Raw genomic sequence first — 16002 nt, forward strand, 5'->3', positions numbered from 1 at the left:
AAACTATGGACAATAAAATACCGATTATAATTGACTGTGATCCCGGTCATGATGATGCAATAGCATTGATCATGGCGTTTGCATCCGAAAAGCTTAAAGTGTTGGGGGTCAGTGTCAGCGCCGGTAATCAAACCATTGAAAAAACATATACTAATGCACGCAAGATTATTTCGTTTTTAGGGAAAGCTCCGCCGCTTGCAAAAGGGGCATCGTATCCGCTCGTCAGAAGATTGGAAGTAGCACCGAGTGTGCACGGTGAATCAGGGTTGGATGGGCCGGTTCTGCCGGAGACGGATTATACCGGTGTGCCTGAATCCGCATGGGAACTGCACCGCCGGCTTATCTCTGAAAGTCCCGAACCGGTAACGTTTGTCGTAACAGGCCCCTTAACGAATCTTGCAATTTTGCTGTTAGCATATCCCGATGTGAAAAAAAATCTCAAGCAGATATGTTTAATGGGCGGCGGTATCGATCACGGTAATTGGTCATCTGCAGCGGAATTTAATATTCTTGTCGATCCCGAAGCGGCACACATTGTATTTTCGTGCGGTATTCCCATTGTGATGTGCGGACTGGATGTAACCGAAAAAGCGATGATCTTTTCGGAAGAAATAGAAAGGCTGCGTAAATCCGAAAAACGGGTTGCCGTGCTGGTTGCAGAGTTGCTCGATTTCTTCGGCCGCTTTCACTCTGATTTGGGATTCCAAGGCGCCCCTATCCACGATGCGTGTACTATTGCGTATTTGATCAAACCTGAGTTGTTTAAAGTATGTGATTACCATGTCGTTATCGAAACGCAAGGAAAGTATACCGCCGGTATGACGCTTGCAGATAAGCGGGTAAATAATAACAGACCAAAACCGAATGTTACAGCTTGTATGGATATCGATCGAGAAGGCTTTGTCCGGCTGCTTGAGCAATGCTGTATGGCGTATACATAAAATAACAGGAAGCATGAAGATGAAAAAGATATTGGTTATCGGCAGTTTAAATGCCGATATGGTAGTTCGTGTTCCGCATATACCGGTAGCAGGCGAAACGATTTTAGCGGAAACTGCCGATATGATACCGGGTGGAAAAGGAGCAAACCAAGCATACGCGGCTGGTTCATTAGGTGCGGAAACGGTTATGTTCGGAGCGGTCGGCGCAGACCGCTATGCTGAAATCGAAAAGAAGAGCTTACAGTCTGTAGGCGTGGATGTTTCCCGTCTTTTAGTACGCACCGATTGCGCAACAGGGCTTGCATGGATAACGGTAAACGATGCGGGCAATAACAGTATTGTTGTTGTTCCCGGTGCTAATAAAACACTGTCAGAAAAAGATATCGCCGATAACGACGATTTGCTGCACAGCTGTGATATCATATTGTGTCAGCTGGAAATACCGATACAAACGGTACTGTACGCCGCCCGCAGGGCAAAAGAATTAGGCAAGACATTTATTCTTGATCCCGCTCCTGCACCGAGGGTATTTCCTTCCGAACTTTATGCATACATTGATATTATCAAACCGAACGAAACGGAACTTTCATTACTGACGGGCAAAGATGTTTCGGACTATCAAAGCGCTTCCGATATGCTGCGTACAAAAGGTGTAAAGAATGTCATTGTTACACTCGGCGAAAAAGGTGCTTTTGTAAATTCCGAATCGGAGGGGAAGCATCTTGTACCTGCTCGTTCCGTTCCCGTTGTCGATACGACAGCCGCCGGTGATTCTTTTACGGCTGCGCTTGCGGTTCGGCTTGCGTCCGGTTCTTCGCTACTGCAGGCTGTCCGTTATGCAACTGAGGTCGCGGCAATTGTTGTTACCCGTAAGGGAGCGCAAACCTCAATCCCCTCGGCGGCAGAGGTACCCTTTGACGATAAATGATATAGCCGAGCTTGCCGGTGTTTCCGTTTCGACGGTTTCAAAAATTATCAACGGAAAGGATAAGGGGATAAAGTTTGAAACGCGCGAACGAGTGCTTAAAATCGTTAAGGAATACCGGTACGCTCCCTATGATTTTATTAAAAATAATACGAATTCAAAAAGCTTTTTATTGGGGCTTGTACTGTCGGGTATAAAAAAACGGCAATCGATCTCAAACGGTTTTTTGCATGAAGCTGAACGGCAAGGGTACCAAGTACAGGTATGTCTTTCTACTTCTGCGGAAAGCGAATCAAAACACATTGCCGCCTTATGTAAGAATAGGGCAGAAGCGGTTTTATGGGAACCCGTCGAAGTTGCTGCAGAAAATGATAGTGCCGGTATTGTTGCAGAATGCGATAGTTCCGGAACGGCAGCGGTGCTGCATAAAAGCGGTATTCCGTTTGCAGCACTGAATACTGATGCCGCCGGTTTCAACGGTGTGCTCTATGACTACCAAAAAGCGGGATATACCGCAGCAGATATATTGCTACGGTTGGGACATACGAAAATACGCTGTGTGTATGACGGAACCGATATGCAAGAATATGCCATACGGCAAGGCGTTGAACGGTGTCTATTCGATCACCATTGTTTATATGTTGAATGTAAAAATGTTCAGGAAGCGCTTTCGGTACATAATTGTTCTGCGCTTATTTGCTGTGATTGGGATACGGCGGTAACGGCGTATGAGTATGCAACGGTACATAAATTCCGGATACCGCAGGATCTTTCTATCATCTGTATCGACGATGCGGAGTATATCAAACCCTTTCCGCCCATATCGGCGATTCCGCTTTCCTTATTTCATTTCGGAGTCTTTGTATGCCGGTATTTAATAGATAAAATCGAAAAGAAAGCAACGGATATACCGGCATATACCGAAGCATTTACTTGTAATCATTACAAAAGCATTGATCTGCCTGCACCCTTGCGCAAAAAACGAATCATCGTTGTAGGCAGTATCAATATGGATATCTTACTTACCGTAAACAATTATCCTCAGACAGGAGAAAGCATTTCTGCTGAAAGTGTTTCGATAATACCGGGCGGCAAGGGGATAAATCAAGCGGTCGGTGCGGCGAAGCTCGGTGCCAAGGTGTCGCTGGTGGGCAATGTCGGAAGGGACTTTGATGGTGATATGATTTTGAACCTCTTACATGATAACAGCGTTGATGCAACGGCTGTGCATGTGGACGAAGAGCATTCTACCGGTAAAGCCTATATTCATATCCAAGGTGATGGAGAAAGCGGTATCGTGTTATACGGCGGTGCTAATGAAACGATTTCTGCAGATTCAATATACCGCAGTGAACAGCTCTTTACCGATGCAGTTTTTTGTTTGTTGCAAACCGAAATACCTATGGAAGCAGTTAAAAAGACGATTGAAACCGCACGAAAATATAACGTTGCAATTATGCTGAAACCTTCCGCCGTAAAAGAAATAGCGGAAGAACTTTTACCGGAACTGGATTATTTTATTCCGAACCGTAAAGAATTATACAGACTGTGTCCCATTGCCGGAACATTGGAAGAAAAAGCCGCATGGTTTTTGGAAAAAGGCGTCAAGACGGTTATCGTAACGCTTGACAGCGATGGCTGTTATGTACGAACTTCCGAATACGAGCGATGGTTCCCAGCTGTCGATATATTCAAACCCATCGATACAACCGGAGCTGCCGATGCCTTTATTGCGGCACTGGCCGTCTTTTTATCCGAACAAAAAAGCTTGTCTGACGCATTGCCGTATGCACTTTATGCCGCCGGATTTTCGACAACGCGAGTAGGGGTTGTTCCTTCTTTAATCGACAGAGCGACACTGGAACAATGCTGCATATAGTCCGGCGGATTATGGTGGAAGTTGTGTAGGAATTAAGGTGGATGAAAACGGATCGGTGTGGGATTTATATTTGGCTATCCGCGCCGATTTTTTAATATCTTTGCGCGTGCAATAAAATTCCGTTTTTTTATTTACAAGCGGGAAAAACAGATTTATACTTTATATGTAATGACTCAATGGTAATGCAAGCTCAAGGGTCATTCATAAATCCAATTCACAGGAGGATACTCTTTATGGTAACGTTTTTGCTGTGTATTGCAGCACTCATTGTCGGTTACTTGGTGTACGGAACGTTTGTAGAAAAAGTGTTTAGTCCGAATGAAGCCAATCGGACTCCGGCTATGGCTAATCCTGACGGGATAGACTATGTGCCGATTTCAAAGCCGAAAGCTTTTTTAATCTAGCTTTTGAATATTGCCGGTTTAGGGCCGATCTTCGGCGCAATTTCCGGCGCTTTGTGGGGGCCGAGCGTTTACCTTTGGATCGTTGCCGGTACGCTGCTTGCCGGAGGTGTACACGATTATCTTTCCGGTATGCTTTCGGTGCGGAACGATGGCGCCAGTATTACCGAAATCACCGGTAAATACTTAGGTCATACGATGCAGAACATCATGCGTGTATTCGGTTTGGTGTTGCTCGTTATGGTCGGTGTCGTATTTATGGTAGGACCGGCGGGGCTTCTTGCGCTGTTAACTCCGGAGTGGCTCAATGTAAAAGTATGGACAATTATCATTCTTGTATACTATTTCCTTGCGACCCTTCTTCCGGTTGATAAGGTTATTGCACGCCTTTATCCGATTTTCGGTATTTTCCTGATTTTAATGGCTGTCGGTGTTTCGGTTGCAACAATACTGAACAGCGGTACCCGTCCTATGATGGAGCTGACATTCGAAAACCTGTATCCAAGCGCGACTCAGCGCCCCATTTGGCCGTTGATGTTTATTACGGTAGCGTGCGGTGCTATTTCCGGTTTCCACGCAACGCAGTCCCCGATTGTTTCACGTACGTTAAAAAATGAGAAAGAAGGCCGTTGGGTTTTCTACGGCGCAATGGTTGCCGAAGGTATCATCGCAATGGTATGGGCGTCGGCAGCAATCGCTTTCTTTTGGAACAAAGACGGATCGGGTACCGGTCTTAAAGCCCTCCTCGAGATCGGCGGCGGAAATTCAAAGTCGGTATACACCATCTGTACCGGTCTTCTCGGAACAGTCGGTGGTGCAATCGCAATGGTCGGCGTTATCGCGTGTCCGATCACGTCGGGCGATACCGCGTTCCGCAGTGCTCGTATGATTATCTTCGACTGGTTTAAACTCGACGAAAAGAATCTGAAAACACGGCTTTCAATCGCGGTGCCGCTGCTGCTGGTCGGATACTGTATTTCGCTCATCAACTACAATGTTGTATGGCGCTATTTCTCGTGGTCGAACCAAACACTTGCGATGATTGTCTTATGGACGGGCGGCGCTTATCTTGCGACAAACTATCCTAACCGGAACCGCTGCTGGATCGCGGTTATTCCCGCAACCTTTATGTCGGCTGTTTCCGTTACCTATCTGATGTATGCACCGGAGTGTTTCAATCTGGTTCGGCTTGGTATGCAGGGAATTACGATTTCGTATGCGGTCGGTATTGTTGTTGCGGCGCTGTTCTTTGTCATCTTTATGACAAGAATTTACCTGCGGCCTCAACAGAGTCTTGAAAGTCAAAAGAAGATTATTATCGGACGCGTTCATAGTAAATAGACCTGTCCAATAACTGCGTTTCCGAACAGGTTTAATCAACAATTTTACTTAGGAGAAGCCGCCCATTGTTTTCGTGCGGCTTCTCTACAGGGCAGTAACCTTTCACACGCTTTTTTCCGGCGAGTACACGTCCGCTTTTACTTCCAATCCGTTCTAATTTGCCGCGAAGAATTAAACCGCTCTATCGCAAGATCGAACAAATGCATGATCAGTTCCCGGTACGGCATCCCCGACGCTTCGCACATCTTGGGAAACATCGAAATAGCGGTAAAGCCCGGAATAGTGTTTACTTCGTTCAAATAGATTTTCTTTGTTTTTTTATCTATAAAGAAGTCAACCCGTGATAAGCCGCTTAAATCCAGCGCTCGGTAGGCTTTGCCTGCAATGCTACGGATTTCTCGGCGCTGTTCGTCGTCGATATCGGCAGGAATTTTCAGCTGCGCGCCGTTAGGATCAGTATATTTTGCATCATAATCGTAAAATTCGTGAGAGGGGATAATTTCTCCCGGCGTATAGACCACGCATTCGTCATTGCCGGTTACGGAGCATTCGATTTCGCGCGCGGCAATACACGCTTCGATCAGTACTTTGCTATCCCAGAGAAAGGCTTCCTGCATCTTTTGCAACAGCTCGGTGCGATTTGCCGCTTTACCGGCGCCGACGGAACTGCCGACCCTACAAGGTTTTATAAACAGCGGGTATTCCAATTCTTTTTCCGCCTGAGTGATGAAACGTTCGCGTTCTTTCGGGTTATCCCATTGGAATTTTCTTACACAGAGAAACGGCACAATCGGTAACTGCTCATGCTGCCAGATTATCTTTGTTTTTTCTTTATCCATCGCTGCGCTGCTTGCAAGCACGCCGCCGCCGACATACGGAAGGTCAGCCATTTCAAATAAACCTTGGATGGTGCCGTCTTCTCCGAAGCTGCCGTGCAGCACCGGAAAAACAACATCCGCTGTAATCGGTTTGCCATTTACGGATAAACCGGATGCAGTGCCTCCGCCCGGAATGACAGCAACCCGGGCGGTTTTATTGCGTTCTATTGTTAGTACCGCGTCCGTATCCTTGCGGATATGTTCCAAAAGGGACTCCGGCTGCAAATACCATTCGCCGTTTTTGGTAATGCCGATTAAATGTACGGTATGTTCGCTGCCGATAGCACGGACAACAAAAGAAGCGGAGACTAGCGATACCTCATGCTCACCCGATCTTCCGCCATAAATAATAGCTATATTCATAGTATACTCCGTATCGTATTCTTTATTGATTTTCCAGTCTTTTTAAAATTTCAACGGCGAGTGTATCTTCGGGATAAATATCAAGAACCGTTCTAAAAAAGGCTTTGGCTTCTTCCGTCTTTCCTTCTTTTAACGAAATAGTTCCTAAATTGGAAATAATCTTGATATTTTCGGGTTCTTGTTCAAGCGCACTCATCAACCAACGGCGGCTTTCGTCAAACCGGTCAAGCTCCATTAAACAGATGGCAAGCTCATTACAAATATCGCAATAGGCAATAGCCAGTTCTTTCGGAGTCTTTTTTCCAAGCTCCAGACAATGAAGGAATGCTTCCGAAGCATCCTTCCATCGTGCCTGTCGGCGCAGCGCCCAGCCGAGCAAGAACCACCCGTTCCATACCTTAGGGTGCAGTTCCAAAAATTCCCGTATTTTTTCAAGCGCTTTTTCTTCTTCGCCCATCTGGATAAAATCAAAAGCACCTTTGAAAAGCTCGTCGTCAAGTGCCTGAGTTTCTATCCACGCAATGAGTTTGGAAGCCTTTTGCTTACGGTGTGCCGTTAATTCATCTTGTGCCGTTTCAATATGTAAATATGTTTCAAATACGCTCTTTGCTTTGGGAAAGTTTTTTTGACGGATAAAGAAAAAACCGGCATTAAAGAAGGCTTCGGGTAGCGGCGGTTCAGCTGCGAGTGTTTCTTTATAGGCCTGAAATGCTTTATCGGTATAATATTCTGCATAATCCTCTGCTCCCGCTTGTTCGTAGAATCGAGAGCGTTCATCCATCAGTAATGCAACATTCAGTTTTGTTTGGATGTGTTCGGGGAATAGACCTTCAAGTGCAAACAGCAACTGTTCGGCTAAGTCAAAATCAGCATTTTTTATTTTTAAAATTGCAGCATTGGTCATTTCTTCAAGGATATTCGGACGTAATTCCTTAAAAATATCCCGATAGTATGCAATGTGCTGATTATCTCTTTCGTAGGCGAATACATTCAGCATACCGGCTAAAATCATCTCTTCGGAAATACTGTCCGCCGTAAAATTTTTCCCTTCGTCCGTTAGAAGAAGCGGGAGAGGTATGGATGAATCAAATCCGGGAATTTTTGTCGCTAATGTATATTCATCGGGTACTTTGATATAAACAAGCTGCTTATCGGAGTTTTCCATTTGTATGTCCTATTGCCTTACGGAAGTGTGCGCGTGTTAATAAACCTCACTAGGGGTAGATTTTACGCTGCTGATTAAAGTATTGAGTTAAGCGTATTTTATAAGCAAGCGGTACGGATGATGGGTTATATGCCATCGCAACGGCAATCAGATCTTTCCGTTTTTCTACCAGCTCTGCTCTGATAATCTTTCCGCGCAAGCCGACAATAACAGTGGGGTCATCGAAGTCGAACTTCAACACGCAGTCTTTATTGAGTAAAAACGGAGCAATCCCTGCCATAATAAACTTTGCGCCGGAAAACGAAATATCCCGCACGATACAACGGCGGGGAATATTTTCGATATAGACAATCGTTTCTTTTTTGCTGAGTGAGAGTTTGCGCATTGCTTCCGCATTCAGTTCAATACGTTCGTCACCGCGCTTGGTGGTATTCGCTTTTGCATCCACAAGAAGCCCCAGCTTTTCAATTAAGTCATCGGGAGCACGTTGTGTGTATTCAATATTAAGCAGGAGTAAATCGGGCGTCACCGTATATGGTGTGCAGCTTACCACTTTTCCGGAGACGAAAAAAGAGAGGTCGCTTTTTCCATTCGTTTGTGAAAATGAGAACCACAAAGAAATCGCTGTGGAGCCTGCACATATCTTTTCGTATATTCCGCAATGCTGCGGTACGATGACCTTTGCGCCTATCATCGAAGAAGAGTTAATGACACACGGCCAAGGTCCTCCTTCGGAGCCGACGCAGCGTATTGATGATTGCTGTGCATTAAGACTCATTGCTTGAATGACTTCTTTTGTAAAAGTTATTTCTGCTTTTTGGAAAAAATCGTAATACCTATTAAGCTGTTGACTTGTCAGGAAACCCATATTAATGATAATAAATTTATTTTATTAAAAGGTCAAGCGAGCTTCAACAAGGTAAACGCATCAGACTTTTGCGATATGTTTTTAGCTGTCTGATGCGTTTACCCGGCTGGTTCGGAGAAAAAAGCTCCCCATAAGCCTTTGCAAAGAGACGGTGCAGATACAAGGCGCACGAAAAAATTAACCGCAGGCGTATCTTTGATACGTTGAGTATTTTCAGTAGCGGCACGGATGCCGCTGGTTATATCAGAAGCGATGTTTCAGCTTTGCTGAAACTCGCTGCCAAAAGTGTACAAGGATGTACACTTTTGGCAAGGCAACGCAGTAGATGCGCCGTATATTTGTAAAGGAAGTCTGATGCGTTTACCCGATTCTTTTTATATATAGTTCGCTGCGGTTAAAATCTTACGCGCTTTTTCGGCGTCTTCACCGGCAAGCAGGATGACTGGGCCGGTACAGCCCATGCCCGCTTCCGCATAGATGTTCTCTTTCCAGAGCGTCTTGCAGGCATTTTCTATGTCGATAACATCGATACCGTGGATTTCTTCCGTAACAACCTTCTTAGGCGGTACCGCGACTGTCTCCGCGCTTGCTTCTTTTGCGGAGCCGAACGAGTCGAGTATGGCTTGCAGCCCCGCTTTTTCGGCGGCTTGTATTTCGGCACGGCACAGCGCTTGTAGGTTTGCCTGAGCGCTGCGCGCAGAATACGCCAAAGCTGCGGCGATAACCGGAGCGCCCGATGCACGGGAAACAATCGCGACAACATCGGTCATATCTTTACCGGCGCAGGGGCCGTAACCGGAACCGGAGGCTTCGTAGCTGCCGCCCGTTAAGAAGGAGCTAAAAAGCTTCATCAACACATTGCCGGTTAAGGTATCGCAGACCATCACATCGGGCGTCCCTTGCAGCAAATCGTTTCCGCGCATGCGTACCCCGCCATCGGCGCGGTGCGATTCGGTAAAGCGTATCGGATAACCCGCTTTTTGCAGCTTTAACAGCGCTTTTTCAATCGTCGCAACACCGTCGATGTTTAAAAGCCCGACCGTCGGGTTTTCAACGCCGTTTGCCTTTGCAACGGCAATCCCGGCAAAGGTGTTTAACAGCATTGCCTTATACCGGTCGGCATCGGAGGCGCCGGTAGTGGACGCAATAAACATTTCTTTGCCGAAGCCGGGCGTTACTACCTTTCCGATTGTTGTAACGCCGAGAGGGAAGGTGTAGTGCATTGTTACCACGGCTTTTATTTCGCCCGTTTTAAACAATTCTTCCATTTTATGATGGGCGTCTTCCAGCGTCGGCGCTTCATACCAGCGGAACCCCTCGGTTTTCGGGCCGCCGATTAGCACAATATCCAATCCGGGATTGGCATGGGCTGCAAGTTTTGCTGCGCGGATAAGCTCCGCTTCTCCGTGCTCGCTGCCGGGGACGGTTAAGCCGACCGGAAAGGCTTCCGCAAAGGCGCCGGTTTCCAGTCCCTTCGCCATCAGGCTGAAGGCATCGGCCAGTTGTTGTTTTGTACTGCTCATTTTGCTCCGCCCTCCGCTAAGATACGGGCAGCGACATCGCGCATAGCATCGGCTACAATCTTCTTAATTTCTGCTTCACCGGCACCGCCCGCAGCACCGGAACTTCCCTTGCCGTTGTTCGCCTCAATTAAAAAGCTTAAACCATCAAAGAGGTTTGTTAAACGGCCGAGGAACAAGCTGCCTTTTCCGATAATCATTGCGCGGTGCAGCTTTCCTACAAGCATATCCCGCCGCGCATGGCCGATAAAGGGAACACCGGAGGGAATGTGTCCCTGCGTAGGTGCAAACCCTTCCACGCCGTATTGCTTTACAAATTCCGCGATTTTTGTGCGTTCAAGCTGACCTTTCATAACCGCAAGCGCGGCGATCATCTTCGTGTTCGCTTCCGGCACATTACCGGCTCCTGCAGGAGCGGTAATCTCGTGATTCTGCAACTCCGCAGCAAATTTTTCGACATCGGTAATCTTCATCCCTGCGACGTTGAGCGGATCGTAGATAAGCGCTGTCATAACCGCCTGCGGAGAAGAACCGGAAGAAATCGTATGTTTACCGATTACGTCGGTATTGATAACGGGGTTTACACCGTCGTCTTCCGTAATTAAAACAGCGAAACCGCCCACCATATCCTCAAGGAGCGGCATCTCTTTTTTAACATGATCTTTACCGTTCATACCGAGCTTTGGTACGGAACCGCCTGCGACAACCATCACGTTCTTAAAGATACCCGACCGCACGAGCGCAGCGGCATTTGCCAATGCATGTACCGGCGCTGCACAGAAACCGCGGATATCACAGCCGGTTGCATGCACGCATCCCGCTTTTTCGCCGACGGATTTTGCGATATTTCCGCCTCCGCGCTGGTTCACATCGCCCGCAGCTTCTTCGGAACACTCGATAATATAATCGATGTCCGCCGCATTGATGCCTTCAAGCTCTGCGAGGTGCCACGCGGTTAAAATACCGCTTCCCTTGGTAACAAGGTTTTCGAGCATCGTATGGGCGCTCAAGTTCGGGTCGGTATCATGCGCTTGTTTGACACAGCCAACCAACACGTCATTGTCGTATAAACCTTCTGCCGTGTGCGACTGTACCAACTTTTCGATATCGGCCTTGGAATGAGCTTCTCCCAACGTAATCGCCTTAACCTTCATTAACGGATGATTTTGAATAATCGTTGCCGCTTCGGCAGTAAATTCTTCGGTTAAGTATACCAGTTCAAAGACGTCGGCATACTTCATCAAGATGTAGAGTTCTTTTTGTGTTGCAATTTCACCGAACGGCCCGAAGCGGTCGGCTTTTTCGGTACACTTAAACCACGGCTCGGGGATACCGGGCAAATCTTCAGGTCTTTTATTTCCGATATACACCTGATTGGGCGGATATTGAACAGCCTGTTCAAAGGTTCTTAAATGAGACGGAATTGCGGCAATATAGGGATCAGCAGGATCTTTTGCAATCGCTGCGGTCTGAGTTGAACCGTTCCGTTTTAACAGATCGGGGCTGTATGCTAACGTATAACTTGCCCCTTTAATTACTGCGTTTTTCATAATACATCCTTATTGATAAAAATCGAGGAAAGAACCGCTTATATCAATCAAACGGTATCTTTCCATAGAGTGGTAGCATTAACCGAGCCATTTCTAAAAAGTAAGATCTTTAGATTACGCCGATACTTCCATAGCCTACACTTTGAAAATGCTCTTGTCAAGCAAGCACTTTTTAGAGGATGTGCAAAAAGCATGAGAAAATGATATACTGAAAATATGGCGCTTATAGATTGTCCCGATGGGGCTGATTTTGAATTTGGTATTTTGATACAAAAGAAAAATATTTTTATTTTAGAAAACGGCCGGTTGCCGAACGGTAGCGAAGTATCTAAAGTTCTTAAAAAATATAATGATAGTGATATTCTCGGTTCTTACGGTGAACAGGCATACCGTACGTTTGCGGCAGCCTTATCGCCCGAAGCGGCGGAACCTGACGGGCTTAAACGGATACCGTATCGAAGCCTATTCATAACGGAACCTGCCGAGTATGCGGCGGTTGTTGCCCGTGCAGCACTTTTGCTCGATTGGCTGCATCATACAAAGTATTGTTCTTCTTGCGGCAGCCGTTTGCATTTAAGCGTAAGCGAAACAGCGCTGGAATGTCCGCAATGCCGCAGAATATGGTATCCGGTTCTTGCACCGTGTATTATTGTGCTTATCAGTAATGGTGAGCAAATCCTGCTGGCACGGCATGTACAGCATACCTCCGACATTTATACCTGCATTGCGGGCTTTATCGAAGCGGGCGAATCCGTAGAAGAAGCCGTTGCTCGCGAAATACGCGAAGAAGTGGGCTTAACCGTCAAAGATATCCGGTATCGCGGAAGCCAAGGCTGGCCGTATCCCAACCAGCTGATGCTTGCCTTCCGTGCCGAATACGTTTCGGGCGATATTACCGTACAAAAGGAAGAGCTATCGGAGGCCGCATGGTTTACACGCGATGCATTACCGCCGATACCGCTCCCCGGTTCCGCCGCGCATCGGCTTATCTGCGGCGACTGGTATTAAGGTTGTTCTGCTTGCGGCTCAAAACCTGTGCAAAATTTTAGGTAAAACTTTGCACGGGGGTTAAAATCAGCACATCGTCCTTTTCCTGTTAACTCTCTTTTTCAACTGTAAACCGGACATCGAACACCAGTTTTTCAGCCGGATTCCCTTTTCGATACAGTGTAAAGGATTGTAAGGGGCTTTCTGTGTCTACGAGTAAGTTGACCGTAGGCGTAGGCAGCTTGGGATTGCCTCCTTGTTTATTGCTTACAAAAACGTGTTCTTCACCGTTTATAGTTCCCTTTATATCGAAGGAAAGCTGAATAACGGAAGATTCGTCCGGAAGCATAATACTGTTCGGCTGCGGTTGAGGTTTTGCATTATCATTGCGCTTAACCGTTAATTTTGGCAGTGGCTTGGTATTACTGTAGGTAAAGATTGGCTTCTGAAGCTTATCTTTATCACGCGGCTGCATATCAATGGTACCCGTAATATCCGCGGAGTCGAATCCGACGCCTTTGATATTTTCTATCACTGCGGTTACCTTGTATCCTTTTGCCGGTACCTCAACACGTTCTACCGTCTTGTATTTTTCGCCGTATTTGATATATGCAGTGGCATTGTCATCCAAGAATCGTAATTGATACTTAATAATCTGCCCAGGGTTCTTTGCGGAAAATCCTTCTTTTACAATATACTTTTGAAACTGTTTAAGATCGGTAACCGCCTCGCTGCCCCCTCCGATAATATTGATTGTAATCGTTGTTCCCTTTTCCAATTTTTTGATAGCCAGATCGATGTCTGCTTCGGCATGGTTTGTTGTCGTAACTTTAAATATCGTGTCGAGATTGGCTTTAAGCTCGGACTTTTCCTGCTCTGATTCAATGGTAAGGTAGGCAATGCGTCCGTAAGAAACCGATGATACATACACTGGCATTGTATCTCCCACCTTCTCGCGCGGTATATTAATCATAAGCGGAGCTGCTTCTTGATTCACATCCACGGTGTAAAACGTTTCGACAAATTTGATAAGCCGCCGTTCCTTATGTTTTCCATCTTTAAATTTAAAGCCCGCTGCGATTTTGCTTTTAATCCCAGCTGCACCGAAACCCACTCCTATTTTAAGCTGAGCTTCGAGGCTTTTTTCGTTCGTAATTTCCAGTTCTTCATAGCTTAAATTGGCAGAGGCATGGTAGGTAATACTTTGACTGAGTATTTTATTACGCAGCTCTCTATATGAAGCTAAATTCGGGAAGATTTCGCCGGACGTAATACCTGCTTTTCCGTCTTTTCCTTCTTTATCTTTTACTCCCTGTAAATCGAAAGAAATGACCGCTTTTCGTTTATTGCCTTCAATGATTTCCTGATAGCTGTCTTTATCAAGACTATCGCCTCGCAGAACAGAGCCGGGATAAATTGAGTTCTGGGAAGGGTCAAGCAAAAGCGTATCGTCAAAAGCAGCCGAAACATCATACTCGACTTCTTTTTCGATGTACTTTACCACCATCCCTTGAGTATTGAGCTGCGGACCCGTTTCACTGAGCTGTTGTCCTTGGAAAATTAACTCACGCAATCGCTGCGGCGACCGTGCAAGGGTTTTAGGAATATCAAGTCCTTTATAGGTAAGTTCCTCTTGCTCATTACTTTGACCGTTGCCGGAATGGGCACCGGTTCCATTATTTGTATTTTCACCGTTTCCGTTATTCGGTTTATCGGGTTTAGACGGCCTTTGTACCGACTTGTCCGTTTTGATCTCTTTTACTAACGGTTTTGTCGGCTGCTGGCATCCCGTTATACCGAGCAGTACAAGACAGATCAACAGCGATCCCCATTTCATACGTGTTGTGGGCTTTGCCCGTTTTTGTTGTTGCATAAAAACCTCCTTGCGGTTGATGCTGTCTGTCTTATAAAGCACGCGCCTCAAAATGGCTTGAAATTTTGGGAAAAAAATAAAAATTTTTAAAAAAATGTGATACCGAGAGAATTTGCTAAAACTATGAATTATTTAGATGAGTTATGCCGGTTTTTCCAGCCATTTTCCTCCAAAAGTCGCATAAGGACTGTAGGAGGAGTGAAAATGAGCAAATCCCACAGCAGTCCAATGCTGTTCACCGCTCGAAACGACTACGCATTCAAAAAGCTTTTTGGTACCGAGGAAAACAAAGACATCATGATTGAATTCCTCTCTTTGGTTACCCTTTTGAGCACAGATGATTTTGACGATGTTCGTATCGAAAACAGTGAACAGATTCCCCGATTCTACAACGATAAAACCGGGCGGCTCGACATTAAAATCCGCTTACGCGACGGCCGTAAAATCGATGTAGAGATGCAGAATACCTATTTTGATTATTATCCTAAACGCAGTATCTTTTACTGTTCTAAACTGATCCATGAACATTTTATGAGCGGTTTCCAGTATGCGCAGTTGAAAAAGTGTATTGCAATCAATGTGCTGAATAGTCCGTTTAAGCTGAGCGAAAAGATACATTCAATCTATCAGATACGTGAAACGGAAGAACAAACACTTTTGGATGAGCTTTTGGAGATTCACTTTTTAGACTTAACAAAGCTGCAAAAAGATAATTTGACAAGCCTAGAAAAATGGCTTATGTTTATCAAAACAGACAGTAAGGAGGAGCGGTCTATGCTCGCACAAGGGAATCCTGTAATGGCGAAGGCAAATAAGGTGATGGACATCTTTTATCTGGATGAGCAAGAACGGAAGCGGTATGAGGCAGCATGGGAATATGAAAGCGACCGGCTCTCGATGATAAGCGAGTCTGAGCGTAAAGGCCTTGAGCGCGGAAGAGCTGAAGGTAAATCGCTCGGTCTTGCCGAAGGGGAAGCAAGAGGCCTTGAACGCGGCTCCCGTCAAAAAGCGCTTGAAACGGCACGGATACTAAAACAATTCGGTGACTCCATACAGAAGATCGTACAAGTTACCGGTCTAACCGTGCAGGAAGTAGAAGCACTTAACTAATGGATAAGGTGATAAAAGCGTCTTTCTTCCGCTTCGTCCCTTTCTATCTTCAAAATAGCTGCTTCCCGTTATGAGGTAAAACACTGGCAGAAAAAATTGTACCGGAAATTTGGCAGCGCTGAATGAACAGACCACTGGAAATGTTGAAAAAGTAACAAACTTTTGAAACATCCCCATTGGTCATGTTGCATCGGAGATGAT

11 protein-coding genes and 1 pseudogene are annotated in these 16002 nt (G+C 46.0%); 6 read left to right on the forward strand and 6 right to left on the reverse strand.

The window, feature by feature from the left end; genetic code table 11:
* Window positions 1–5 precede the first annotated feature (5 nt).
* The 4 genes and pseudogenes from E4N65_RS01865 to E4N65_RS01880 all read left to right on the forward strand — a co-directional run bounded on the left by E4N65_RS01865 (window position 6) and on the right by E4N65_RS01880 (window position 5487).
* Window positions 6–941 carry a nucleoside hydrolase gene (locus E4N65_RS01865; RefSeq protein WP_044013808.1) on the forward strand — a complete coding sequence of 312 codons (936 nt, stop codon included), beginning with the start codon at window positions 6–8 and terminating at the stop codon, window positions 939–941.
* A gap of 19 nt (window positions 942–960) precedes the next feature.
* On the forward strand, window positions 961–1869 hold the full coding sequence (gene rbsK, locus E4N65_RS01870) for a ribokinase (RefSeq protein WP_044013806.1): 909 nt from the start codon (window positions 961–963) through the stop codon (window positions 1867–1869).
* The gene (locus E4N65_RS01875; protein ID WP_044013804.1) at window positions 1856–3745 is read left to right on the forward strand and encodes a PfkB family carbohydrate kinase; all 1890 of its coding nucleotides are present in this window, start codon (window positions 1856–1858) and stop codon (window positions 3743–3745) included. Before rbsK ends, E4N65_RS01875 begins: the two co-directional genes overlap by 14 nt.
* A gap of 233 nt (window positions 3746–3978) precedes the next feature.
* Window positions 3979–5487 (forward strand): annotated as a pseudogene (locus E4N65_RS01880) (carbon starvation protein A).
* A gap of 137 nt (window positions 5488–5624) precedes the next feature.
* Here E4N65_RS01880 and E4N65_RS01885 read toward each other — a convergent pair.
* The 5 genes from E4N65_RS01885 to grdC form a co-directional block, all read right to left on the reverse strand.
* Complete coding sequence (locus E4N65_RS01885) at window positions 5625–6728, reverse strand: D-alanine--D-alanine ligase family protein (protein ID WP_253673809.1); 1104 nt, start codon at window positions 6726–6728, stop codon at window positions 5625–5627.
* A 22-nt stretch (window positions 6729–6750) separates the two neighbouring features.
* Complete coding sequence (locus E4N65_RS01890; RefSeq protein WP_253673810.1) at window positions 6751–7893, reverse strand: tetratricopeptide repeat protein; 1143 nt, start codon at window positions 7891–7893, stop codon at window positions 6751–6753.
* Window positions 7894–7942: 49 nt separating this feature from the next.
* A complete protein-coding gene (locus E4N65_RS01895) occupies window positions 7943–8761 on the reverse strand; it encodes a PilZ domain-containing protein (RefSeq protein ID WP_044013796.1) in 819 nt (272 codons plus the stop codon).
* A gap of 374 nt (window positions 8762–9135) precedes the next feature.
* Window positions 9136–10284 (reverse strand): glycine/sarcosine/betaine reductase complex component C subunit alpha, encoded by a 1149-nt coding sequence (gene grdD / locus E4N65_RS01900; protein ID WP_253673811.1) that lies wholly within the window; start codon window positions 10282–10284, stop codon window positions 9136–9138.
* On the reverse strand, window positions 10281–11831 hold the full coding sequence (grdC, locus tag E4N65_RS01905; protein ID WP_253673812.1) for a glycine/sarcosine/betaine reductase complex component C subunit beta: 1551 nt from the start codon (window positions 11829–11831) through the stop codon (window positions 10281–10283). Before grdC ends, grdD begins: the two co-directional genes overlap by 4 nt.
* A 216-nt stretch (window positions 11832–12047) precedes the next feature.
* Between grdC and nudC the strand changes: the two genes are divergently transcribed.
* Window positions 12048–12839 (forward strand): NAD(+) diphosphatase, encoded by a 792-nt coding sequence (gene nudC, locus E4N65_RS01910; RefSeq protein WP_253673814.1) that lies wholly within the window; start codon window positions 12048–12050, stop codon window positions 12837–12839.
* A gap of 88 nt (window positions 12840–12927) precedes the next feature.
* Here nudC and E4N65_RS01915 read toward each other — a convergent pair whose 3' ends face one another.
* Window positions 12928–14691, reverse strand: a complete 1764-nt coding sequence (locus tag E4N65_RS01915; protein WP_044013789.1) for a thiol-activated cytolysin family protein — start codon at window positions 14689–14691, stop codon at window positions 12928–12930.
* Window positions 14692–14895: 204 nt separating this feature from the next.
* Between E4N65_RS01915 and E4N65_RS01920 the strand changes: the two genes are divergently transcribed.
* Window positions 14896–15801, forward strand: a complete 906-nt coding sequence (locus E4N65_RS01920; protein ID WP_044013787.1) for an Rpn family recombination-promoting nuclease/putative transposase — start codon at window positions 14896–14898, stop codon at window positions 15799–15801.
* Window positions 15802–16002 lie beyond the last annotated feature (201 nt).

It is taken from the genome of Treponema sp. OMZ 855 (assembly GCF_024181145.1).
In the GTDB taxonomy this organism is placed as follows: Bacteria; Spirochaetota; Spirochaetia; order Treponematales; family Treponemataceae; genus Treponema.